This is a genomic window from Chryseobacterium vrystaatense, assembly GCF_000737765.1.
GTDB classification, from domain to species: domain Bacteria; phylum Bacteroidota; class Bacteroidia; order Flavobacteriales; family Weeksellaceae; genus Chryseobacterium; species Chryseobacterium vrystaatense.
This window is the reverse complement of record NZ_JPRI01000002.1, coordinates 61,648-83,080: the sequence shown is the minus strand read 5'-3', so window position 1 is coordinate 83,080 and position 21,433 is coordinate 61,648. Positions and strand designations below refer to the sequence as shown.

The window sequence follows — 21,433 nt, the reverse complement described above, 5'->3', positions numbered from 1 at the left end:
TCATTTTAGATAGTTAATTACTATAATAAAAGAATTCCGGAAAGTCATCCGTTTTCAATGCTTTAATATAGTGAAATACTTTTTTCTATATTTTATTTCTTCACACAGCTTCCCACAATCACCTCCAGTGCTTTCTCTGCATCACAGGCATACAAACCGGAACACCAGGCCGGATTGGCTTCAATCAGTGCCCAGCCTTTTTCTTTGATGATCCCAAAATCTAAAACAATAGATTCCGGAAGTGTTGAAGCGTTTTGTTTCATAAACGAATCAAAAAACGAGAACATCCCATTCTGCTCTTCTTCTGAAAGCGGACTCGTATCAAATGTATCGTTGCGCCAGTAAGAAGAGTAGGTTTTTATGTCATTGTTTAAAACAAAACATCTTACTTCCAGCTGCCATTCCACAACTTCCGAGGTGAAAACTGTACAGTTGGGATCCACTGTATCAAAACCTTTGATATCTGTGATTTTTTGATAAACTCCAGCCTTGAAACTTTTAAAATCAGAACATTTAATGAAAATATTCTCCTTATTGATAGAGTCTTTGAGTTGTCCGTAAGAAATTTTACGTTTTGTAAACTCTTCAGAAATAAGGGAAAGCGAGTTGTCGTCAGGTTTCATAAGCGTCAATTCACACTGTTCAGCAACAATCTCGGCATAGATGTCTTCACTATACACTGCAATAACATCAGCCCGAAACTCCTCCGGAATATTCCACTTGGCATTGAAACGGTTAAGTTCGTAAGGTGAATTGATAGAAGCCTTTTTCAGATTGTTGCTGTCTTCCGTATACATGGGAGAAAGTGCTATTATGTTTTTCATGAATTTGTTTTTATTAAGTAAGGTGCTGTAACTTTTCGCTGTGAATTTGGGGTATTCTTACGTTTTAAAAAGTAAATATTTTCATTGTTTTTTTATTTTAATACTTCTCTAAAAAGCGATCTCTTTCTCACCTTTATACATATTGTTTGCCTTAACACTTTTGGATTCTTTCACTTTTAGCAGTATCTAAATCTTGCAGTGCTTCAATTAAAGGCTGAATGGACTTAAGCTAATAATCCACGGCTTGATAGAAAAGTAACTTTATAAATTACATCTATCAAAACGAATTAAAATAGTATAAAGTATTCTTATTTTGCTACACTATCTTAATTACAGCCCTCTTATTGGTTGATGACGCAAAGTAAGAAGGAATATACGCATTGTTTTTGCGTACAATAAAGTGTTTGATTTAAAAAAGGAGATCCTAGTCCCAATACAGCCAACAAATTAAAACGTCCTATATAGTAATAAGGTTGCTTTATTCTGATCTGTTGTATATCAGTTTATTATCAGATTTCATCCATTAATCATTTATTTTTCGAAATGCCGGGTTTCATTTAAAATTTATCTGAAAACAGGGATTTTCTTCCAAAAGTCTTTTTTTATATCAATTCTGTAAAAATCAATGTTGAAAAGGAATTAGCAGGGGCTCGCTTGATTTGTTGTTATCCGGAGTATGGTTTATAAAAAATACGAAAACACGTTGCATGGACATTTGGGTGGACATCTGCATGGACATTTTGATATCATTTCAGAAGGATTGAGAAACTGATCAAGCATTAAAAGCTACGTGAATTGTCAAAAAATAATGGTTCAGCACCCTTTAGGGGATGCTGGAATAAATATAAATAGATTTAAAATCAGTTACTTATGTTTCTGTTTAGTTTTAAATACTGTATTTCTGCTTCCAGATCATTCAATCGGTCATAAAACTCTGCAGGATCCGGCAGATTAAAATTAAGGTGAAGCTTAACTTCCCAAACTTCCTTTATGGTATTGGGGTGAATGTTTTGAGTCGGATAATTGCGTCGGTTATCTGATTTACAAATAAGGTTATCATATTTCTTAATCCTGTTCAGGCATCTTTTGATAAGACCATCTTCGATTTCATTGGATATGATAGCATACAGTCTGTTGTCGCTGATTCCGTGAATCCAGTCTTCCACAAACTGTGCTACAACATAAGTTCTGTCCGGCAGAGTCGGGAACATAGAATTTCCTTCTATTTCAAACATTCTGAAAACCCCGTTATTAAGATTGGGCAATCTGAAGGTTGGAAGAAGCTTAATAAAGTTAGGGTCATTATATCCCTGAAGATATCCTGCTTTCAGTTTATTGGGAACAAGAGCTATATTATCCCTGGTGTGCGAATCAATAGTAACGACTTGTGGAACCCGATGGTAAAAATCAGTATGAAGGGCTGTTTGCTCTTTTTTGTCTTCTGCAAGCATTTCTCCATTCCCTAAAATAATCCATTCGAAATTTATTGCGAGTGCTGTGCAAATTTTTTCGATGATATTGAATTTAGGCTCTGTACCGTTGATATAGCTTCTGATATTAGATTCGTTTACTCCAATCATATGGCCAAAAACAGAATTGTTGCCATTGGCAAAGTGATCAACAAGTTGTTTTATACGAAAATTTATTCCATTCATAATCAGTTAATTAAGACTTGATTCGTGAAATTATTCGAATTTTCATTTGGTTATTCGTGAAACTTTGCGATATTTGTCCCATCCAAAAGACAAACAACACAATGAACAAAACTACTAAAAAAAGGACGTATTACAATACGGAAGTATTAAATATTCTAAAGGGAAGGCATGACTGTTCCTTAGACTTTATTCGTAAATCTTTACGTGGAGACAGAGTTGGCGAAAAATCTGATGTTTTAAGAAAAGAATACAATAGTTTTTTAAAGAAAACTGAAGAAGCAATTAATAATGAGATGCGATCACTTAGTAACAAAATACCATGAAAAAAATAATTCAGATGCTATTCTGTCACAAAGAAATAGATGTGATAGATGCTAAAACAGGAAAGAAAGAAAAGGCAGTTTATAAAATCATACTGGGCGTTTTCTTCAGAATAAGATACAGACCTCAGTAAATCAACAAAAATTACGAAATCATGCCGATTCAATGGGGAAGTATTTTAGCGGTAACCAAGGATGAACTTGTTCCGGCCTATTTCGGCACTTTAGATGCGCTACAGAAGAAAATCCAGAGATACAGGGAACTTCCCTTTGGAATCAAGCAGGTTCGAAAAGGAGGAAACGGACGTCAGATGCTCATTGACTTTGATTCGCTTCCGAAAGAAATACAGGACAGTATTGGAGATCCACGTACCATGAAGCATCCCATGATTTCTTTCTTTCAGTTTGACCCTTCTGCGGTTCGTTATTATACCGATTTCAGATTTGAAGACGGAACTCCGTTAAAAGAGAATTTCAAACAGGAATACATCGTCAACGCCAGTGTACTCCTGGCTGCAGAAAGACTTAAAACCGCAAGACTTGAAGAGTGGAAGAAACTCAAAAAAACATCAGGACGCGGGCTTATGCCTTCCATCTGTACAGACGTCATCACTTTTAATGAATATCTGCCGAAACTTTTCAATACAGGACACACGATACCATCATCATACAGGGCATTTGACAGGATATGGAAACCCTTTTTTAATACGTATGAGGACGGAGGATACAACTACAGCTGTCTGATCTCCGGGAAACTGAAAAATCAGAACCGTAAACTCATGACTGATGAAATGATTGCACTGCTGAATGACATGTTTGCAGGACAGGATTATAAACCTTCCAGAACACAGGTCGCTGCGCAATATCAGGCTTTTCTCAACGGTGAACTTGAGATCATCTCCAATGAAACAGGTGAAATTTATGATCCCAAAGAAAGCAGAAAATTTAAAGAAATATCAGAAAGCTCAGTCATCGCATGGCTTGGAAAGTGGGAAAATAAGATAGGAACGTACGCCAGACGTGCGGGAGACAGGCAGAAACTCATGCAGGAATTTATCCCCTGGCACAAACTGACCAAGATTAAAGAAGCAGGAACACTTATCTCTATTGATGACAGACAGCCTCCCTTTATGTATGATAAAAAGAGAAACCGGGTATGGTTCTATATGGGGATAGACCTAGGTTCTGAAGCCTGGACTTGCTGGGTACACGGAAAAACAAAGGAAGGGATTATTATAGAATTCTACCGGCAGATGATAAGAAACTACACAGAATGGGGCTTTAATCTTCCCCTGGGATTAGAATGTGAAAGCTCACTGAACAGCAGTTTCAAAGATACATTTCTGCGTAACGGTGCCATGTTCGATCAAGTAAATATTTATGCAAACCGGGCCCGATCCAAGGCCATCGAAAGAAAATTTGAAGAATTGCGGTACAGACACGAAAAAAGCAGACTCGGATGGATGGCCAGACCTTTTGCAAGAAAAGAAGAGAATCAGAAGAGAGCAGATGAAGAAATCATCATCCCATACGATGAGATTATAGATGGTTCTCTGAATGATATTGAGATCTGGAACAACTCACCCCACTCCGTGTACAATGATAAAACCAGATGGGAGGTGTTCTGTGAAATGCAGAATAAAAATACCAGTCCTGCCAACTGGCACGCATTCCTGCCGTATCTGGGGAAAGAAACAGTGTCAAGCTGCAATGCGGGAATCATCAATTTCAGGAAAAGTACCTATGTTTTGGGGCTGGACGGGGAAATTGTTTTGGGAGAAGATCTGATAAGACTGATGAAATATGTAGAAGGAAAGGAATTTAAGATTTTCTGGCTTGATGGCAATGACAGCAGTACACTGAAAGCAATGATTTATTATGACGATATGATGCTGTGCGAAATCATTCCTCATCCGGAATATTCCAAATCAAAGCATGAAAGAAATGAACAGGGAGCGCTCAATAGAAAACTGATGTCCGCTTATGAAAACACCGTGAATTCCTTCATGGCGCAACAGAAGAGAGAAATTGAACAGGTAACTATTATAGACAACCGTAAAAAAACACTTAATAACAAGTTTCAGATTCCCGGTAGAAAAAGGTATACACAGACAGAATCTATTCCTGAGGAAGTTCTTTTTGAAGAAGCTCAGGAATATCAGTACAAGGAAACAGAAGGAACTGCAAGAAGCTGGAAATCAAATTTTAAATAACAAACACAAAATAGAAAATATGGAGATCACTAAAGAACTAAAACACCAAATCCGGGAAGCCATGATGAAGTACCGGAATAATTTCGGGGGAACCGATTCAGCTTTCGCGAAGACTTTAAATATAAGCGGCTCAGTATACAGCAGAATAAAGAAAGGCGAAACCGACAAAGTATTATCTGCCGGCGAATGGCTTAATATAGGAAGAAAATTCCAGGTGGATATCAATAAGAACAGCTGGAAGTTTGCAAGAACCGAAGTCTACGAACAGATGTATGAGAGTTTCATTTTCTGTCAAAAGTCCAAAAGTTCTATGATCCTGGTGGACGATTGTGGAATCGGGAAAACAGAATGCGCAAAAGCCATTATTTCACAAATGAAAAATGCTTTTTACGTAGATGCTTCGCAAACCCACACAAAAGTAAGATTCATCAGGCATCTGGCCCTGGCCCTGGGATGCGGAACCAAAGGAAAATACCATGAGGTTCTTGAAAATGTAAAATATGCTCTGAATATTCTTGAAAATCCTTTTGTATGCATAGACGAAGCCGGAGACCTTGAGTACAGCGCATATTTAGAATTGAAGGGTATTATGAATGATACCGTAGACAGTTGTGCCTGGTTTATGATCGGGGCAGATGGTCTTAGAGCCAAGATTACAAAAGGCATCAACAATCACAAGGTTGGTTTTGCTGAAATATTCAGCCGCTTTTCGGATGATTTTGTAAGCCTGGTTCCCAGAGGTCCTGAAGACCGGAAGAAATTTTACACCAAACTCATTGGAGATGTAGCCTACGTGAACCTTGAAGATAAAACAACCGTAAATGAGGTGATTCGGAGCTGTATGGTGAAAACTGATGCCTATTATAAGATCAGGAAAGGCCAGGAAGATGGAAAGATCAGGTCCTTAAGATATTTGAAAACTCTTGTAAATATCAGCAGATCATGAAATCAATATCAGTAAAACAGGCGCTATCGATCGTTTTTAAACAGTTTGAATTCAAAGGATTGTGGCAGGCTGCATTCGGACAGCCGGAGACAGCCGGATTCTGGTACCTCGGAGGTGCCGAAAAAAATGGAAAAACCACGTTTGCCATGATGCTGGCCAAATACCTCACCGGATTCGGAAAAGTACTGTACGTATCAGCAGAAGAAGGATTTTCAAAAGACATTATCGCAGCAATGGTTGCAGCGGGACTGTCCGATACAGATAAGAATTTTAAACTTCTGGATTATATGCCCTGGGACGAATTAAACCAAAAATTTGAATCAAGGAAATGTCCAAAAATCATTTTTATCGACAATACAACGGTGTACCGTGATGAAATCACAAGAAAAATGGTGCTGGAACTTAAAGAAAAACACAAAAACAAGCTCATCATTTTTGTGAGCCATGAAGAAAAAGGACTGCCGGACAGTGCGCTGGGAAACATCTGGAGAAAATTATCCAAAATCATCATCCAGGCAGAAGGGCTGAAAGCTATTATTTCAGGAAGATGTCCCGGTGGAACAATACATATTAACGAAGAAAAAGCAAACCTCTATTGGGGAACAACAATTCAAAACCAAGAACAATGAATACAAGAGAAAATATACTAATAATTGCGCTGCAGTACGACAGCTATGGGGAAAAGTACCTTACCGATTTCGACAGAATGTTTATTCATAAAGAAATCAGCTCTATTTGGAACGAAACACATTATGCGGTTCCTGAAGATGTGGAAGGGAAAATTCAGATCAAACTGAGGATTATCAACCAGCTTCAGTGGGAATCTCCCTATTAGAAACCAGTAAAATCAATACCAGTAAACACACCAAAAAAACAAGAAATATGATTACAGAAACATTAAAAATAATGTCCATTGAAGAACTAGAAGCGGAACTCAACGTAAGAAAACAGAAAGAAGCCCGTAAACGTGAAGAAAAACGCACCCAATATGAAAGCTTAAAAAAATCAGTTATCAATGATCTGGCACCTGCAGCAGACCGGATTTCTGCGCAGATTCAGGACTTTAAGACCAAAGCCTTTTCAGATTTAGGATCGCTTTTCGATCTTTTAAAAGATTACAGTAAAAGACATCAGGACGGAAAAGGAAACTTTAAAATCGAAGACGAAAATTTTAAAATTCAATACAAAAGACAGGGAAAAGGAATTTTTGACGAAAGATCCCATCAGGCAGAAAAACATATCATTGATTTTTTAACCTCAAAATATCACGGCGAACCGGATACGAAGGATCTCATTATGTCTCTCCTGGAACGTAAAAACGGAGCTCTGGATATCCTTCTGGTTCAGAAGCTCTACAGCATGGAAGACCGCTTTGATGATGAAAACTGGAGAGAAGGGATCAGATTGTTAAAGGAAAGCTACAGCTTTTCATTAAGCAAAGATTATATCTCCTTTTTTAAAAAGAATGAGAGCAATGAGTGGGAAGGTATTAATCTGAATTTTTCCTATTAAGAAACCAATGAAACTCCTTTTATCCTTAGACAACAGTAAGCTCAGCGTTCTCAATAGCACCATGCAGATCCTGGATTTACTGAACCTCAATACGCAGCCCAGAAACAGGAAAAGCAGTATCTCCATCTGTATGGAACTCCGAACGGAACTGCTGCAGAAAGCGGTAAAAACAAGACAAAAAGATAGGTCCTTCATCATCAGGCTTCCTTATTATAAAGCGGATGCACTCTGGCAGTTTCTAAAAGAATACGAAATTTATTTTCCGGACGATTTTGGAAGTTATGAAACCAATGCAGTCCTGATGATGAAAAATGAACTTCACAGGCAGCTGCAGTAATCCCATTTCAACATCTTATAAATTCAATGTAAACATGATTAAAATAAACGGTCACTGGTACAGCAGTAACGAAGTAAAAGAAGCCCTGGAAAAGAAAGGGTATACCATAATCACTCTGGAAATAAGTACAGAGCTGAGGGATTATCCTCATTATGAAACTTATGCACTCATTAACCAGGAAGAGCCCAATGTTCTGAACACCATGAAAAGTATTGCCCTAAAGGAGTTTCAAAAGAAGCCACCACTCCTCTAAATACCAAAAGCTATGGATATCCATAGCTTTTTTTGTGCCCGAAAATCGCCTTGACTCGTACAAAAAGACACTTTAATTTTGTAGTAATGTCTTACAACAATAAAAATTACATCAAACGTGCCCGGTACATTATAAATGTTTATAATGCACACAAGCATTCTGATGTACCGGATACAAAAATTGTAAGACATACTTTTCCGAAATACAACATTCACCTGTCCTACAGACAATGGATGAACATCAAAGGAATGGTGATTCCCAAGGAGGAAACCCAGCTTACCTTATTCTAGGTTGGGGTTATCGGATTGAAACTGTAACGGTAGATATTCCCCCGGGTTTCTTCAGGACTTGCAGAAAAATCCTCATACTGGGTTGTAAACATCAATTCTCTTACCTTAAATCCTATATGCTTTTTACTTGTACTCTTTGCCTGTGTTCTTGACAGTGGCGAAAAATAATCCATGCTCCAGCCCTGAAGTGCCTGATATAATTTTTGTTCGATTCTTAAATAATCCAATCCTTTTTTTCGTTCTTCTACAGGAGCCTGATGCCAGGTTAGGTGATCATCATTAGCTACCAACTGAAATGATATCGGAATGGTTCCCAATTGTCCGTTGGCAGACATTTCGGAATAGGAAGCTTCCGGGAAATCCACATCATAGACCGCTTCCGGGAAATCTATGAACAGGGCAGGGTAAATCACCGGGGTCTGTGTTCCGGAAACATTCTCAAGCTGTCCCAGCTGCTGATCTATATATTGTATTTCGGGTACCTCCTGGGCAATTCTTTCCTGAAGGTCTAATACCAATTGTACATAAAAATATTCTTCCATAAATAGTAATTATAGTTTCTCAAATTATTTCTGTTTCTCAATAGCATACAACAAGAGGCCAGTTATTTTACTTCCCGCTTACACTATTTCATGATACAAAATTGAGCTTAAAACAGCGCTTATGAAAAAAGCTGTGCAATCCTTGCGCGCTTATTTTCAAACCGGCGCCGGGTTTTAGAAATTTGTACTCAGAAATCAGACACAACCCTTATATATTAATATGGATTCACTATCAATAGCGGCACTACAGACCGCCATTACCCAAATAGGACAGGAAGAAAAGCCATTAGGTTCCAACTGGGGAATTCCGGTTAAAAATTATCTTTCATCAGTAGGAATCAATTTCCCTGCAAGCTGGTGTATGGCATTTGTATACTGGTGTTTTAATGAAGCTTCAAAACAGAAAAAATTACCCAATACGGCCATTAAAACAGGAGGTGTACTGTATGCCTGGAATAATGCTCCCAAAGAAAAGAAATCTTCAAAGCCTTCTGAAGGCGCTGTTTTTATTATGGATTTTGGGAAAGGTTTGGGCCACACAGGTTTTGTAGAAAAAGTTGACGGGCAGTATATCTATACCATAGAAGGCAACACCAATGATAACGGAAGCCGTGAAGGTATCAAGGTTTGCCGTAGAAAAAGAGCTTTAAACACCATTAAGGGCTATTTAAAATATTAACATGAAACAATTTGTTTTCTTCATAACGCTATTTTTTGTTTTGCTGGTTCTGGTTTCCTGTGCAAACAGGAAGCCTCAGGAACCGGTGGTCATAGAAAAAACACGGGAAGTCCACACAGTTGTTAAAGATACAATCTTCAGAATTGAAGCAGACAGCACCTATTACCATGCTTTTATAGAATGCATCAACGGGCAACCTGTTTTGAAAGAAGCTAAGGTAAAAGAAAATAGAAATGATAGATCTGAAAGCGGGCTAATGAAACCTAAAGTTTCGCTGACTCAGGGAAATCTATCCATAGAATGTTACAAACAGGCACAGGAGTCATTTAAAACATGGCGGGAAACCTATATCAAAGAACACGAGCAAACACCTATTTACATTGAAAAACCTATATACAAAGAAAAAGCTTTGTCATGGTTTCAGACCACACAGATATGGCTCGGAAGAATCTTTCTTGGTGTACTCGCCCTGTTCGCTCTTGTCCTGCTTATTAGATGGAACAGAATCATTTAAATATCATTTAAAGAAATAAAAAACGAACAGAAAAAGGATTTCTGAGTCAAAAAAATATGTACAACAACTTTTTAAAAAATAATTAAAAAATGTCACAAGGAAATGGAACACCGAAAGTAAAAGCGAATGTGGCCTCAGGCAACTTACTTCGTCAGATTCAGGTAATCGACGGCGTTGCAGGGATCGTGGGAACTGCTTACAAACCCAATAATATTGGTACAGTACAAAGAGTTTACTCACCGGCAGACGCAAAAGAAAAAGGTTACACAGAACAGGACGAGCCGTTTTTGTTTCAGGTAATCAATGAATTTTATCAGGAGCTTGGCGGTAGCCAGGAACTGTGGATCTTAGGAACAAAAGATACCACAACGATGAAGGATGCAGTAACAACTACCAATAATGAAGGGGTAAAAAGACTTCTTGGCGCTTCCAACGGAAGGGTTAATCTGGTAGGAATATGTAGAAAACCGGATGCAGCGTATGTATCTCCTGCAGGATTTCTGGACAAGGATGTAAAAGATGCATTAATTGCTTCAAGCGCATTGGGTGAATACCAGCAGTCTATTAACAAACCGGTAAGAATGTTTATCGAAGGAAGAATAAAAGATGCTTCTGCAATCTCTGATTTTGAGCCTAAAACGGCTGAAAATTCTTTCGCAGGAGTCGTTCTTGGAGGTTCGAAAAAAGACGGTTCTGCATCAGTAGCGCTGGTTTTAGCAAGAGCTTGTAAATATCCTGCTCACGTAAAGATCGGTGACGGACAAAACGGAGCCTTGAGCATTACAGAAGCTTATATCGGAAGCAAAAAAGTAGACGAATATTCAGTGGAAGAACTAGATAATTTTACAGATGCAGGTTTCATCACTTTCCACACAAGAGAAGGAGCAGCTGGATATTATTTCAGTGTAGACAGAATGGCCGGAGCAGACGATTTCAGAATTTTGGTTCACGGAAGACTGATCGACAAGGCTCAGAGAATTTCTACCGCTGCCGATACACCGTTCCTGGAAACATCAGTAAGATTAACTCCGGACGGAAAACTGAACGAAGTAGATGCGATGTACCTGGAAGAGATGACGAGAGCACAGCTTCTGAATAATATGGCAGGACAGATCAGCGGAGCACAGGTATTGATTTCTCTGGATCAGGACCTTATCAACACAAATACCCTTAACAAACAGATCCAGATTCAGCCATTGGGCTATATGACGTGGATTGTACTGAACATGGGATTAACAAAAACAATTTAATTTAAAACATGGCTAATATTAATATTACATCATCAGAATGTGCATGGTCTCATTTTGAAGTGAAATTATTATCGAAAGTAATCAAGGGACTTAAAGGTTTCAGTACCAAAAAAACAGTAGAATCTGAGCATATCTACGGTTCTGGAAACGAGCCTATTGATATCATGAAAGGTAATACAAAATACGAAGGAAATATCAAACTTTTAGGTTTTGAAGCAGATGCACTGAACAAGGCAGCACAGGCTGCAGGGTATGAGGATATCACAGAAGTTCCGCACGAGCTTATCGTCATTACAATTTCTTACAAGAAAAGACCGGGCGAGAAAATTAACACCATAGTGACTTCAGGAGTTCAGTTTACAGAAGACGGTTTCGAAATGGAACAGGGCGCTAAAAACAGAGAAGTTACCCTTCCGTACATCGCGATGAGCAGAAGAATGATCTAATCTAATCACTAAACAAAAATAAAATGGCAAACGAAAAATTACAGGAAATTTTCAATAACAGAAAATCTAAAGAAGAAAAAAAGACTAAGGAAACCAAAAAAGATGCAGTAAAAGATCTTAGTCCTTTTGAGGCAAGATATACAGCAAAAAAACTTGATGAGTGGAAAAAAGAGTACGGCAACAGAGACCTTATTTATTTGAAGGTGGATGACTTCCTTGCTGTTCTGAGACCCCCTAAAGCAGATGACCTGGGCGACTATCTTACAGCCATCGGTTCCAATGGAATGAGTAAAGCTGTAGCTATGATTGTAGAACAGCTTTGGATTGAAGGAGATTATCAGCTGATCGAGGATGAAGACTGCTTCATCGCAGTGTTCTTACAGATGAACAACATCCTGGAAAGCAAGAAGGCCGACTTTTTTCGCGCTTAGTGAAATCGGCCGGAGTTCATTCTCCGACAAGAAGACCGAAGGAATAGAGTTCCTCATTGTTTTTGGAAGTATGCAGTTTGGAGCCGATGCTTTAAAGAATTGGGGTGATGAAAAGTTTTTCTATCGCACCGGAATAGCCTTGGAAATTTGGAAAAAACAGGGCGAAAGAAATTTTTAAATTATGAATGATAACGTTGACTGGATTGCAAGAGCAACCGAACTGCAGAAGCTATTCAATAGCATAAGGGATACTTACAAAGCAACTAAATTAGGCAAGGGACTTGATGCTGTAAATACAGACATGCAAAATGCAGCCGATGTCCTGAGAGGTGATATAGTTGCTGGTTTTAAACAAGCAGGAAAAAATATAGGCGGAGCCATTATAAATATGGGGAAAGCTATTAAGGATCTTCCCACCTCCGTTCCCGATGGAATTGGAAAAGCATATGATCAGTTCAAATCCTCTATCTCATCAAACTACAACAAGTTTAAAGACTATATGAAGGTAAAGCTGGGGGTCCCGGGTGCATCTGCGCCCTCAGCCCCTTCTTCATCAGACGCACAATCAGGTGGCGAAGGCGGAGGTTTTCTAAGTGGTGTACTGGGATCACTGGGTGGAGGACTTAAAGTAGTGGGAGATGCCGCTTTAAGCCTGCTTAAAAGTGGTGCTTCAGCCGCTATTTCAGGAGCCATGCAGAGAGAAAAAGAGGTTGCCGGCCTTTCGGGGCTTTTAGGTAAAGGGGGTGCCAATGCTGCATACAAAAATATTAATACCGATTCCAATAACAGCACATATGACATGACTACATTGTTAAGTGCCAACAAAGCGCTTATTTCTGTAGACGGAGATGCCAAACGTGCACGGGTGGAAGTGATGAATCTTGCCAATGCCGTAAGTGCAGCAGGAGGGGGAGGCAGTGAACTTTTGAACCTTTCAGAACAGATGAAAGAGATCAAAAGCGAAGGCTCTGCATCCAGCGATCAGCTCAAGCAGTTTGGAGCAGCCGGAATTGATATATATGGAGCATTATCATCATCCACAGGTAAAAGTATTGAGCAGCTGAAAGGAATGAACATTACTTATGATATGCTGGCAAAATCACTCGCTGATTCCAGAGGAAAAGGAGGAATGTTTGAGGGAGGCTTAGAATCCCAAAGCAATACAGTAGAAGGTAAGTTAGATATCATCAAAAAAACATCTACGAGCATGCTTACAGAAATCGGAACTGCTTTCATGCCACTTATATCGAGAGTATTGGAAATAGGTGTACAGCTGGTGAAAGGTTTTGAGCCTTTAATGACTATGGTACAGCCTTATATTGATTCTATCGTAGGAAGCCTGGGCTCGGCACTGGACTTTATTTTAAATCTGGGAGGCGAAACCAATGCCTGGGGAGGATTTGTAACGACCATTCAGGAATACTTCTCTACCGTCTGGAGTACTCTCGGAAGTGTTTTTGATGCGGTATGGAGTATTGTTTCAGGACTGATCACCTGGATTGCCAATAGTGAACTGATCAAAGATGTTTTTGCAGGAATCTACGGAATTTTAGGCATCGTCCTAAAAGTGATCGGATGGGTTGCTGAAGGGCTTAAATGGGTTTGGAATAATATTTTAAGTCCGATTTTAGATGGTATCGAAAGTGCCTACAGATGGGCTAAAGAACTCATCACCGGAGAAGAAATAAAAGTGACCAAAACGACTGAAATCAAAGCCTCTGCAGACCTCACCAACAACATGCAGGAGCAGACGGCGTTAGTAAACGGATTCTTAGTTTCAAAAGGTCCGGCAAAAACCGATCTGACGTCAGCAGGAAAACCAACAATAAACAGAGCCGAAGATACCAGAAAAAGCAATACCGCGAAATCCCAGGAAACAGGAGACACCGTTTCAGGAGGCGGGCAGAAAACCATCAATATCACACTGGGCAAATTTTTCGATACGATTCAGTTTAATACTCTGAATTCAGGAGAAACCTCAGACCAGCTTGAAAGTGTAGTCATGGAATGTTTAGGCCGTGTACTTTATAACGGAGCAAAAGTAATATAATATGCAGACAGTTTTTGATTTAGAAAATTTATATAAAAGTTATTTCTCAACGTCCCCTTACCGCATCAGCGGACCGGATCTTAGCATGTTAGGAATTCCAGGCTGGGATCTGAAGAATCCATCGCCCAGAGGAACTGTACATTACAGCAAAAATACCATACCCTTTAATAAAATAGGGGCTTATGGTCAGGATATCTGGTTCCCGGCCCTCTTCAAAATTAATGAAGTTGAGGCTATTGAAATCGATATCTGCACCATTGCTGTCAATCTCAGTAAAACGATCATCAGAACTGCGGTCAGCGAAAGAAAAGGGACTGTGAAAGAAATGTTCAATATCGATGACTATAAATTCACGATAAGAGGCTTTTTAATGGGAAAAAACAGAAAAGTTCCGGAGGACGATATTGAAGCGCTCAAAAAAATTTTTGAAACAGACCTTCCCGTTACCCTTCATGGAGGATATCCCGAAATGTTTTTAGATAAAAGCTGCCGCGTAGCAGTGACCTCTCTGGAGTTTCCGGAAACACAAGGCAAAACACACTGGGTAAGACCATTCAGCTTGACTTGCGAAAGTGACTTTATTGCCGATGTAAAAAATTTAGAAGTACCACAAAATGCTAACATTAACCAGTAACATCTCTATTGCAGATGAGAACAATGTAAAACCCAGCAAGGTAACCTGGAAAAGTGAAGTAGGATCTTTTATTGATTCATGCACGATTGAGTTACCTAGAATCAGCTACCTGAAAACAGACAAAGTACAGACCCAGGATCTTAATAAAGAGCGTACAAGCAGCGAGAGAATGGGGTATGCTTTTAAAGAAGGTGACAAAGTAAGCGTCTCTTTAGGATATAATAACGTCAATAAAAAAAGGTTTGAAGGCTTTATCAAAAGAGTCAACATGGGAATTCCCGTGAAAATTGAGTGTGAGGGATATGGATACCAGCTCTATGAGACGATGTTTAATAAATCCTATCCTACAGTAACTGTCAAAAAGCTTTTGGATGAACTTACCGCCGAAACAGATATAGTCGTTTCCGGAGAAGTACCGGACATTCCGTTAAAAAATGTAAGATTCAAAAACGTCAATGGAATCAAAGTCTTGGAGTGGCTGAAAGATGAATGTAAGCTTTCTGTCTATTTCAATATGAATGAAATCTTTGTAGGAACACTTTATGGAAAAGTACAGGACAGGATAAAAGCAAAGGTTGGCTGGAATATAGTAAAAGACGATGAATTTCAACAAAAGGCTGTAGATAAAAGTACCAAGATTGTCATCAGGGAAAAAAATGACAAAGGACAAGTAAACAAGACGAAATCTGATCAGCAGAAATCGTCAAATGAAAAAAGCTTAAAAGTAAAGGCAGGAATTCCTGCCCAGTTTTTAAAGCAGATCGCCAATCGTTTACAGACCAAAGAAAACTACAAAGGCTACGAAGGAAACATCACTCTTTTCCTGGAACCATATGCTGTAAAAGGAATGGTCCTGGAACTTGATGGAGGAATGTATCCGGACAAAACGGGTGAGTACTTTATAGAAAGTGTAAGCGGCGAGTTTGGTGCATCAGGAGGAAGACAAACGGTAACATTAGGATTTTTAATGCAAAAATAATGGCAACACCAGAGTATATAAGAGAAGGATTAAGACAGATCGCAAGTTCGCACGCCCCCGCAGTAAGCAATATTGCACAGGTAAAATTTGTGGATGAAGAAAAAGCCATCTGCATCCTGATTGATGAAGACGGGCAGGAATACCTGGACGTAAGACTTCGGCCGGTACTTACCGGTAACAAAAGCTTTATTCAGATTCCAACAATTGGCAGCTACGTATTGGCGGTAAGAGTGGAAGATGATGATGATTGGATGGTGATCGCCTGTGATGAGGTAGAAAAATTTTACTGGAAAACAGGAACAGCCAATCTTGAACTGAGTGATAAGATTCACATGGAGGCTAACGGAAAAAATTTTGCTCTACTTGTAGATACACTTTTTGATGCCATCCGGGACATGAAGTTTACCACCAATTATGGTCCCACTATCAATCTGATCAATCTCGCGGATTTTGAAAAACTTAGAAATGAATTTAAATCCCTTTTAAAATGAGTTTAAGCACAGGAGAACCAGTACTTATCAGTGACCTGATCAGTATTATGGAAGATGAGACCGCTGAAAAAGATGATGCAGGGGCATCAAGAACAAGAATTGCCCAGGCAATGGCCAAAGCAATAAGAAAATTTGTAGAAGCCGGACAGGTCAAAGTAATAGTAAATACAACGGGGACGGCAGCTGCCCAAACCGGTACAGGAACAGGAAATATAATATAACATGCCGACAGATATTCTTTTAGACGAAAATTTTGAACTGCAGTTCAGCGATGGCGATTTTGCCGTGGGAGAGAGCACATACGAACAACAGAAAACACTGCTCTTTGCAGATAAAGGTGAAATGAAGCTCTTTCCCAAAAATGGAGTAGGAGTAAGAAGATACCTGGAACATGAAAGGCCGGAAGACCTGGCAAGAGAAATACGACAGGAGTTTTTTGCCGATGGAATGACAGTGCATCACGTGAAAATAGATGAAAACCTTGAGATTGATATAGACGCAGATTATGGAGATTAAAGTATTAAACCAACAGTCCATTCTGGACATCGCCATACAGTATACCGGAGATGTTCAAAACTGTTTCGACATTGCCGTAGCCAATGGAATGGCTGTGTCAGACCTTCTGAATACAGGAAAAACACTCAGTGTTTCAAATAATGCCAACGCAAAAACAGATGTCCTGCAGTATTATACCTCAAAAAACCTCAAGCCTGCCACAGGAACCACGCTTAGCCAGGACAGCCAGGTTCCTTCGCTGAAAGGTATCGGATATATGCAACTGGAAAATAGTTTTAAAGTAAGTTAAAGATGAATAAAACGCTTCAAGATATAATCAACAGCATCATAGCACTTAAAGATGCAAACCCTTATCTGCAGAAACTCACCTCAGATGTTTCTAAAAATCCGTTCTGGAGGAAAATTTTTGAGGTTGTAGGATTTACCATATGGAATTTCCAGGAAGCCTGTAAGCTTCACCTGAAGGAAATTGAAACCAAAATTAAAGAACAAAAAGTACCTACCTTAAGATGGTACAGAAACGAAGCCCTGAGGTATCAGTACGGTTTCAGTCTGTTACCCGAAAGCGGAGACTTTTCACCACTGTACAAACAGAACGGAACGTCAGTACCTGCAACAGAAGACCAGATAGAAGCCTCTAAAGTGATCAGATACGTGGCGGTTACGAAAGCTCCCAACTCCTCAAAGATATCGATGAAAATCGCGACGGAAAAGGACGGAGAAATTGTACCGGTAGCCGATAATATCGGAATGGCCTTCAAATCTTATATTGAAGAAATTCAGGCAGCAGGAGATAATATCGTTATTGTCAACTATAAACCTGATATTCTGAGAATTAAATTCGTTGTGTGCTACAACCCCGGAGTTTTACTTGCGGATGGAAGAAGCATCCTCGCTATCGGAACTTATCCTGTAGTGGAAGCCATCAAAAGATTCCTGAAAAATCTTCCCTTTAACGGAGAATTGAGTGTCCAGAAACTGGAAGCTGCAATTTTGGCCGTAGATGGAGTAACTGATCTTCAGAACCTGATCGTAGAAAGCGGATGGGTAGAGCCTGGCTCCAATTATCCAGCGGTATTCCAGCCTATTGCTATTTCGGTGATTCCAAAATCAGGATACTTCAAAATTGATGACTGGAACGGAATACAATATCTTAATTATCAAGCAGAATAACGATGGACGATAAGCTTTTCAATATTAATTTTAAAAGACTGGCGCAATGGTGGCTCTTTACTTTCTGGCGCACAAAGTCTGTTCTGAACCTGATCTGGGTGCTGATTTTTGAAATCGAAACCCTTTACATCGAATTTTTGAAAGCCAGAAAACAAAACCTGATTAAGATGGATTTCAATTATCAGAAATTCTCGCTTCAAAAGCTTCTCAATAATAAGTTTGATCCACTTGGCAGAAGGATAAAAATAGTGAAATCTGTACTCTACGAAGGAACTTTTCTTTACACGGAAGCAGAAGATGATCAGTATTATTCAAAAACCAAATGGGTAAACGGTGACGAAAGACCACTTTACCTGAGGACAGAATCAGAACTCTACAGTGAATATGATTTCAAAGTGGAAATACCCGATACAGCCATCAACCAAGACCAACTCAAGGCGGAGATTGATTTTTACAAACTGCCGTCCAAAAGATATATAATAACAATCATTTAAAAATGAAATACAATTTCAAATTTTTACAGACAGGAGGTATGCCTCTTACCAATGACTTAATGAATACCATTGAAGAGGCGTACGAAATCTTTGAAGTACTCGGAGATCTGGCAGGAGACAAAACCATCCTTGCAGGTTGTGAAACAGTAGGCTCCAGTGTAAACCCGGGGGTCGTAACTATTGAAGGAAAGCTTTACTACTTTGAAGGAGGAGTCTATTCGCCTACAGCTACCGTATACATTCATAAAGAAGATATTCCGAAAACATTCCAGGATCAGCTTTCAAAAGCTCTGATTGAAAAAAGAACCGTTAAGTTCGGGACAGGAGCTGTGAGTTACAACTGGTCCGAGTTTCTGAAACTGGAAACGTTAAGAAATATCCAGGTGAAAGTAAACAACACGGCTACCCAGATAGATTTGTCGGCCCTGACGGCCAGAATTGAAAAACTGGAACAGAAAACGGCACCTATTATCAACGGAGGTATTGTTGTAGCCTGGAGAAAACCTGCAGCTGAGATTCCTGCCGGATGGAAAGAATGTCTGGATTTCAGAGGGAAAACCATCGTAGGATGGAGTCCCAATGAGTCGGAATTCAATAACCTGGGCGGTGAGTACGGATCCAAAACCCATACCCTTAACATCGATCAGATGCCAAGACACTCCCACCAGCACTATTGGACCATCGGAAGCGGCGGCGCCAGCGGAAGAGGCGGAACCCTGGTAGACGGATGGAGAAGCACCTCTGAAGTAGGTGGCAACCAGCCTCACAACAATATTCAGCCATCGAGAATCGCCTTGTACATCGAACCCAATTTTCAGTAAATAATTATGTCAATACCATTAAATACCATATACAGTTACTTTGAAACCGGAGACTTTCCTACCCAGGATCAGTTCCAGGCTTCGTGGTCATCATTCTGGCACAAAGATGAGTCTATCCCGACAGGTAAAATTGAAGGGCTGGATCAGCAGCTACAGAATAAAACAGATAAAAAAATTTTTGAACAGCATCTTGCCAATCCGGATTCTCATGCTGATTATCTGGCCAAAAAAGATGCGACCAACCTTACCGAAAGAAATATCCATTCCTGGAGAGGAGCTTTAGGTGTGGGACAACTGCCGGACAATATCGCAACGGTAGATAATGGAGATCAGACAGGAAGTACTTACACCAAAAGGCAGAGTGATACCAGATTTATGATTTGGGATGATTTTGTGAATGGTGACGAAAAAATCCTTGCCGAAAAAATAGAAGCTTTAGGGATTACGACGCTCATACAGTCGGTGGAGACAACCATAGCAGAATTTGCAGGAAATTCAAATGCTTATCAATTTGAGGATAATGATTTCATTGCAATTCCTGATAACAATGGTCACTTTTCACTGTATATGTTTAAAGGCGGTGAAAAAACAAATACTGCAAATTATCTCCCGACAGGACTTTCCAACGTCACTATAGGAATGGTGGAAGGTTTACAGAATGTCCTGAACACCAAAATGGACAAGCCCACTGCTTCAGGAAATTATATCGCTTCTCTTTTGAACGGAACAGTCACCTGGAAAGCAGTCAACCCTGCCTCCAACTACCTTATGTACTGGAACGGAACCGATTTTAAAGAATCAGGTGTTTTCCATAGTGCTGGTAAGCTTGGAATAGGATTAACAACCCCTGCTGAACAGTTGCATTTAACGGGAAGGGTGCGAAGTATGGGGTATATTTTGGAGGAAAATAATGAAACAGTTAATAATCAAATCACTGCCTTCAATAGAAACCTTTTATTCACAAACAGTGTCGGAATCAAAAAGACCATTTTAACTAATGAAGATCTGCCGTCTGAATTTTTGAAATTGCCTGCAAAGCTCACTAAAGCTCAGAAAGAACAATTTGGAATCGATTGGAATAACCAATACTCCAACGGAAATCTGAATGTATACGGGCTCACTCCTACTGTTATTAAAAATGATCATATTGTCAGATACTTTGTATTGCAGGGATTAAACCTCAATGTCAATCCGGCATTCACTTCCATTAAATTTATTCCGGTTGGAAATGCTATTGGAACAGGTGAAATCGAATGTTTAGGATTTCAGACTTTTGCCAACGGATTATCGATGATTGTTTCTGTGTATGGTGATTCTCTACAACCAGGAAATAGCTATAACCTGGTCATCAGAACAACTAATCCTACGATCCAGGTACATAGAACGACTGGCTCCATCAATGTTGTAGATACGATCAACAATATTGATATCAGCGGGCTTAAATGGGAAACCAAATCGTATACGCCGGAACAGGAAGGAAATATATTTAACATTAATGGAGGATTGTTCAAGTATAATTCAAGCCCTAACAATAAAGCGTATGTTTACGAACCCAATGTTATTGTAGCAAGTGCTAAAAGTGATGTTGTTTTTGAAGCCAACACCAACTTTTATCTGGAAATGAATATGGCTCTTTCAACAGTGGGACCATCTACCGTAAGTGATGCGTATGATTTTTATGGTTACCTGGGCTTAATTCAAAAAAGTATCCCTTTAGCCTTAGCAGATAACTCATTTTTAAGAGTGATAGGTTCCAGTTTCAGAAGTGGTGGCTATGAATCTGTACTGGTTTGGAATAATATTTCATCCCTTGCGACCAAAATTGAACCGGGTGCGGCAGTTATCAATGCCAATATTATTATCATGAGACAGGGGAATGTTTATACACAGTTTGTGACAGTAGGCAGTACCTCCGTCATTCAATCCATTACATCCACAACAGAAGCAGTTTCCTTATCACTGGTTACTTCAAACAGTTCAAGACAGAAAACCATCAACGGATCTGTTGTTCAGGCTTTTACATTTTAAGCAAAATATATAAGATCATTATTCAATTATAAAAA

General features: G+C 39.4%; 29 protein-coding genes. 26 read left to right on the top strand and 3 right to left on the bottom strand.

Annotation, left to right across the window (positions count from 1 at the left end):
- Positions 1-92 precede the first annotated feature (92 nt).
- The gene (locus IW16_RS05750; RefSeq protein ID WP_034740863.1) at positions 93-824 is read right to left on the bottom strand and encodes an ATP-grasp domain-containing protein; all 732 of its coding nucleotides are present in this window, start codon (positions 822-824) and stop codon (positions 93-95) included.
- An 860-nt stretch (positions 825-1,684) separates the two neighbouring features.
- Complete coding sequence (locus tag IW16_RS05745) at positions 1,685-2,479, bottom strand: S24 family peptidase (protein WP_034740860.1); 795 nt, start codon at positions 2,477-2,479, stop codon at positions 1,685-1,687.
- Positions 2,480-2,580: 101 nt separating this feature from the next.
- Between IW16_RS05745 and IW16_RS05740 the strand changes: the two genes are divergently transcribed.
- The 10 genes from IW16_RS05740 (at position 2,581) to IW16_RS05700 (ending at position 8,350) form a co-directional block, all read left to right on the top strand.
- Entirely contained in the window at positions 2,581-2,802 is a 222-nt protein-coding gene (locus IW16_RS05740; RefSeq protein ID WP_034740856.1) for a hypothetical protein, read from the top strand.
- Positions 2,799-2,933, top strand: a complete 135-nt coding sequence (locus IW16_RS27065) for a hypothetical protein (protein WP_262485508.1) — start codon at positions 2,799-2,801, stop codon at positions 2,931-2,933. Before IW16_RS05740 ends, IW16_RS27065 begins: the two co-directional genes overlap by 4 nt.
- A gap of 21 nt (positions 2,934-2,954) precedes the next feature.
- On the top strand, positions 2,955-5,012 hold the full coding sequence (locus tag IW16_RS05735; protein ID WP_034742615.1) for a hypothetical protein: 2,058 nt from the start codon (positions 2,955-2,957) through the stop codon (positions 5,010-5,012).
- Between the two features lie 19 nt (positions 5,013-5,031).
- Positions 5,032-5,958, top strand: coding sequence for an AAA family ATPase (locus IW16_RS05730; RefSeq protein WP_034740853.1), 927 nt, complete (start codon positions 5,032-5,034; stop codon positions 5,956-5,958).
- Positions 5,955-6,587: an ATP-binding protein gene (locus tag IW16_RS05725; protein WP_051889963.1), complete on the top strand. Its 633-nt coding sequence runs from the start codon at positions 5,955-5,957 to the stop codon at positions 6,585-6,587. Before IW16_RS05730 ends, IW16_RS05725 begins: the two co-directional genes overlap by 4 nt.
- Positions 6,584-6,793 carry a hypothetical protein gene (locus tag IW16_RS05720; RefSeq protein ID WP_034740850.1) on the top strand — a complete coding sequence of 70 codons (210 nt, stop codon included), beginning with the start codon at positions 6,584-6,586 and terminating at the stop codon, positions 6,791-6,793. Before IW16_RS05725 ends, IW16_RS05720 begins: the two co-directional genes overlap by 4 nt.
- A 47-nt stretch (positions 6,794-6,840) precedes the next feature.
- The gene (locus IW16_RS05715; protein ID WP_131327842.1) at positions 6,841-7,470 is read left to right on the top strand and encodes a DUF3164 family protein; all 630 of its coding nucleotides are present in this window, start codon (positions 6,841-6,843) and stop codon (positions 7,468-7,470) included.
- A 7-nt stretch (positions 7,471-7,477) separates the two neighbouring features.
- Complete coding sequence (locus tag IW16_RS05710) at positions 7,478-7,807, top strand: hypothetical protein (protein WP_034740844.1); 330 nt, start codon at positions 7,478-7,480, stop codon at positions 7,805-7,807.
- A 34-nt stretch (positions 7,808-7,841) separates the two neighbouring features.
- Entirely contained in the window at positions 7,842-8,060 is a 219-nt protein-coding gene (locus tag IW16_RS05705) for a hypothetical protein (RefSeq protein WP_073173070.1), read from the top strand.
- A gap of 86 nt (positions 8,061-8,146) precedes the next feature.
- Positions 8,147-8,350, top strand: a complete 204-nt coding sequence (locus IW16_RS05700; protein ID WP_034740838.1) for a hypothetical protein — start codon at positions 8,147-8,149, stop codon at positions 8,348-8,350.
- Here the strand turns inward: IW16_RS05700 and IW16_RS05695 are convergent.
- Complete coding sequence (locus IW16_RS05695; protein ID WP_034740835.1) at positions 8,347-8,892, bottom strand: hypothetical protein; 546 nt, start codon at positions 8,890-8,892, stop codon at positions 8,347-8,349. The two genes, IW16_RS05700 and IW16_RS05695, sit on opposite strands and share 4 nt — an antisense overlap.
- 220 nt (positions 8,893-9,112) lie before the next feature.
- Here IW16_RS05695 and IW16_RS05690 point away from each other — a divergent pair, with 220 nt between their 5' ends.
- The 16 genes from IW16_RS05690 (at position 9,113) to IW16_RS05615 (ending at position 21,398) form a co-directional block, all read left to right on the top strand.
- Complete coding sequence (locus IW16_RS05690) at positions 9,113-9,571, top strand: CHAP domain-containing protein (protein ID WP_034740832.1); 459 nt, start codon at positions 9,113-9,115, stop codon at positions 9,569-9,571.
- A 1-nt stretch (position 9,572) separates the two neighbouring features.
- Positions 9,573-10,085, top strand: coding sequence for a hypothetical protein (locus IW16_RS05685; protein WP_034740829.1), 513 nt, complete (start codon positions 9,573-9,575; stop codon positions 10,083-10,085).
- A gap of 89 nt (positions 10,086-10,174) precedes the next feature.
- The gene (locus IW16_RS05680; protein WP_034740827.1) at positions 10,175-11,335 is read left to right on the top strand and encodes a DUF2586 family protein; all 1,161 of its coding nucleotides are present in this window, start codon (positions 10,175-10,177) and stop codon (positions 11,333-11,335) included.
- Positions 11,336-11,343: 8 nt separating this feature from the next.
- Positions 11,344-11,781 carry a hypothetical protein gene (locus IW16_RS05675; RefSeq protein WP_034740825.1) on the top strand — a complete coding sequence of 146 codons (438 nt, stop codon included), beginning with the start codon at positions 11,344-11,346 and terminating at the stop codon, positions 11,779-11,781.
- A gap of 23 nt (positions 11,782-11,804) precedes the next feature.
- Positions 11,805-12,212 carry a hypothetical protein gene (locus tag IW16_RS05670; RefSeq protein WP_034740822.1) on the top strand — a complete coding sequence of 136 codons (408 nt, stop codon included), beginning with the start codon at positions 11,805-11,807 and terminating at the stop codon, positions 12,210-12,212.
- A 181-nt stretch (positions 12,213-12,393) separates the two neighbouring features.
- Positions 12,394-14,262, top strand: coding sequence for a hypothetical protein (locus IW16_RS05665; RefSeq protein ID WP_034740819.1), 1,869 nt, complete (start codon positions 12,394-12,396; stop codon positions 14,260-14,262).
- A 1-nt stretch (position 14,263) separates the two neighbouring features.
- Positions 14,264-14,896 (top strand): DUF6046 domain-containing protein, encoded by a 633-nt coding sequence (locus tag IW16_RS05660; RefSeq protein ID WP_034740817.1) that lies wholly within the window; start codon positions 14,264-14,266, stop codon positions 14,894-14,896.
- On the top strand, positions 14,877-15,875 hold the full coding sequence (locus IW16_RS05655; RefSeq protein WP_034740814.1) for a hypothetical protein: 999 nt from the start codon (positions 14,877-14,879) through the stop codon (positions 15,873-15,875). The genes IW16_RS05660 and IW16_RS05655 overlap by 20 nt, the downstream gene beginning before the upstream one ends.
- Positions 15,875-16,366: a hypothetical protein gene (locus IW16_RS05650; protein WP_034740812.1), complete on the top strand. Its 492-nt coding sequence runs from the start codon at positions 15,875-15,877 to the stop codon at positions 16,364-16,366. The genes IW16_RS05655 and IW16_RS05650 overlap by 1 nt, the downstream gene beginning before the upstream one ends.
- Entirely contained in the window at positions 16,363-16,587 is a 225-nt protein-coding gene (locus IW16_RS05645; protein WP_034740809.1) for a hypothetical protein, read from the top strand. The genes IW16_RS05650 and IW16_RS05645 overlap by 4 nt, the downstream gene beginning before the upstream one ends.
- A gap of 1 nt (position 16,588) precedes the next feature.
- On the top strand, positions 16,589-16,882 hold the full coding sequence (locus IW16_RS05640) for a hypothetical protein (RefSeq protein ID WP_051889960.1): 294 nt from the start codon (positions 16,589-16,591) through the stop codon (positions 16,880-16,882).
- Positions 16,872-17,171 carry a hypothetical protein gene (locus tag IW16_RS05635; protein ID WP_034740807.1) on the top strand — a complete coding sequence of 100 codons (300 nt, stop codon included), beginning with the start codon at positions 16,872-16,874 and terminating at the stop codon, positions 17,169-17,171. The genes IW16_RS05640 and IW16_RS05635 overlap by 11 nt, the downstream gene beginning before the upstream one ends.
- A gap of 2 nt (positions 17,172-17,173) precedes the next feature.
- On the top strand, positions 17,174-18,055 hold the full coding sequence (locus IW16_RS05630) for a hypothetical protein (protein WP_034740804.1): 882 nt from the start codon (positions 17,174-17,176) through the stop codon (positions 18,053-18,055).
- 2 nt (positions 18,056-18,057) lie between these two features.
- Positions 18,058-18,549 (top strand): hypothetical protein, encoded by a 492-nt coding sequence (locus IW16_RS05625; protein WP_034740801.1) that lies wholly within the window; start codon positions 18,058-18,060, stop codon positions 18,547-18,549.
- A gap of 2 nt (positions 18,550-18,551) precedes the next feature.
- The gene (locus tag IW16_RS05620) at positions 18,552-19,370 is read left to right on the top strand and encodes a phage baseplate protein (protein WP_034740798.1); all 819 of its coding nucleotides are present in this window, start codon (positions 18,552-18,554) and stop codon (positions 19,368-19,370) included.
- Between the two features lie 6 nt (positions 19,371-19,376).
- Positions 19,377-21,398: a hypothetical protein gene (locus tag IW16_RS05615; protein ID WP_034740795.1), complete on the top strand. Its 2,022-nt coding sequence runs from the start codon at positions 19,377-19,379 to the stop codon at positions 21,396-21,398.
- Positions 21,399-21,433: the final 35 nt, after the last annotated feature.

Bases quoted from the DNA above. Each gene is read 5' to 3' on its own strand.
- IW16_RS05750 (WP_034740863.1), bottom strand. From the start codon at position 824: ATGAAAAACATAATAGCACTTTCTCCCATGTATACGGAAGACAGCAAC.
- IW16_RS05745 (WP_034740860.1), bottom strand. From the start codon at position 2,479: ATGAATGGAATAAATTTTCGTATAAAACAACTTGTTGATCACTTTGCC.
- IW16_RS05740 (WP_034740856.1), top strand. From the start codon at position 2,581: ATGAACAAAACTACTAAAAAAAGGACGTATTACAATACGGAAGTATTA.
- IW16_RS27065 (WP_262485508.1), top strand. From the start codon at position 2,799: ATGAAAAAAATAATTCAGATGCTATTCTGTCACAAAGAAATAGATGTG.
- IW16_RS05735 (WP_034742615.1), top strand. From the start codon at position 2,955: ATGCCGATTCAATGGGGAAGTATTTTAGCGGTAACCAAGGATGAACTT.
- IW16_RS05730 (WP_034740853.1), top strand. From the start codon at position 5,032: ATGGAGATCACTAAAGAACTAAAACACCAAATCCGGGAAGCCATGATG.
- IW16_RS05725 (WP_051889963.1), top strand. From the start codon at position 5,955: ATGAAATCAATATCAGTAAAACAGGCGCTATCGATCGTTTTTAAACAG.
- IW16_RS05720 (WP_034740850.1), top strand. From the start codon at position 6,584: ATGAATACAAGAGAAAATATACTAATAATTGCGCTGCAGTACGACAGC.
- IW16_RS05715 (WP_131327842.1), top strand. From the start codon at position 6,841: ATGATTACAGAAACATTAAAAATAATGTCCATTGAAGAACTAGAAGCG.
- IW16_RS05710 (WP_034740844.1), top strand. From the start codon at position 7,478: ATGAAACTCCTTTTATCCTTAGACAACAGTAAGCTCAGCGTTCTCAAT.
- IW16_RS05705 (WP_073173070.1), top strand. From the start codon at position 7,842: ATGATTAAAATAAACGGTCACTGGTACAGCAGTAACGAAGTAAAAGAA.
- IW16_RS05700 (WP_034740838.1), top strand. From the start codon at position 8,147: ATGTCTTACAACAATAAAAATTACATCAAACGTGCCCGGTACATTATA.
- IW16_RS05695 (WP_034740835.1), bottom strand. From the start codon at position 8,892: ATGGAAGAATATTTTTATGTACAATTGGTATTAGACCTTCAGGAAAGA.
- IW16_RS05690 (WP_034740832.1), top strand. From the start codon at position 9,113: ATGGATTCACTATCAATAGCGGCACTACAGACCGCCATTACCCAAATA.
- IW16_RS05685 (WP_034740829.1), top strand. From the start codon at position 9,573: ATGAAACAATTTGTTTTCTTCATAACGCTATTTTTTGTTTTGCTGGTT.
- IW16_RS05680 (WP_034740827.1), top strand. From the start codon at position 10,175: ATGTCACAAGGAAATGGAACACCGAAAGTAAAAGCGAATGTGGCCTCA.
- IW16_RS05675 (WP_034740825.1), top strand. From the start codon at position 11,344: ATGGCTAATATTAATATTACATCATCAGAATGTGCATGGTCTCATTTT.
- IW16_RS05670 (WP_034740822.1), top strand. From the start codon at position 11,805: ATGGCAAACGAAAAATTACAGGAAATTTTCAATAACAGAAAATCTAAA.
- IW16_RS05665 (WP_034740819.1), top strand. From the start codon at position 12,394: ATGAATGATAACGTTGACTGGATTGCAAGAGCAACCGAACTGCAGAAG.
- IW16_RS05660 (WP_034740817.1), top strand. From the start codon at position 14,264: ATGCAGACAGTTTTTGATTTAGAAAATTTATATAAAAGTTATTTCTCA.
- IW16_RS05655 (WP_034740814.1), top strand. From the start codon at position 14,877: ATGCTAACATTAACCAGTAACATCTCTATTGCAGATGAGAACAATGTA.
- IW16_RS05650 (WP_034740812.1), top strand. From the start codon at position 15,875: ATGGCAACACCAGAGTATATAAGAGAAGGATTAAGACAGATCGCAAGT.
- IW16_RS05645 (WP_034740809.1), top strand. From the start codon at position 16,363: ATGAGTTTAAGCACAGGAGAACCAGTACTTATCAGTGACCTGATCAGT.
- IW16_RS05640 (WP_051889960.1), top strand. From the start codon at position 16,589: ATGCCGACAGATATTCTTTTAGACGAAAATTTTGAACTGCAGTTCAGC.
- IW16_RS05635 (WP_034740807.1), top strand. From the start codon at position 16,872: ATGGAGATTAAAGTATTAAACCAACAGTCCATTCTGGACATCGCCATA.
- IW16_RS05630 (WP_034740804.1), top strand. From the start codon at position 17,174: ATGAATAAAACGCTTCAAGATATAATCAACAGCATCATAGCACTTAAA.
- IW16_RS05625 (WP_034740801.1), top strand. From the start codon at position 18,058: ATGGACGATAAGCTTTTCAATATTAATTTTAAAAGACTGGCGCAATGG.
- IW16_RS05620 (WP_034740798.1), top strand. From the start codon at position 18,552: ATGAAATACAATTTCAAATTTTTACAGACAGGAGGTATGCCTCTTACC.
- IW16_RS05615 (WP_034740795.1), top strand. From the start codon at position 19,377: ATGTCAATACCATTAAATACCATATACAGTTACTTTGAAACCGGAGAC.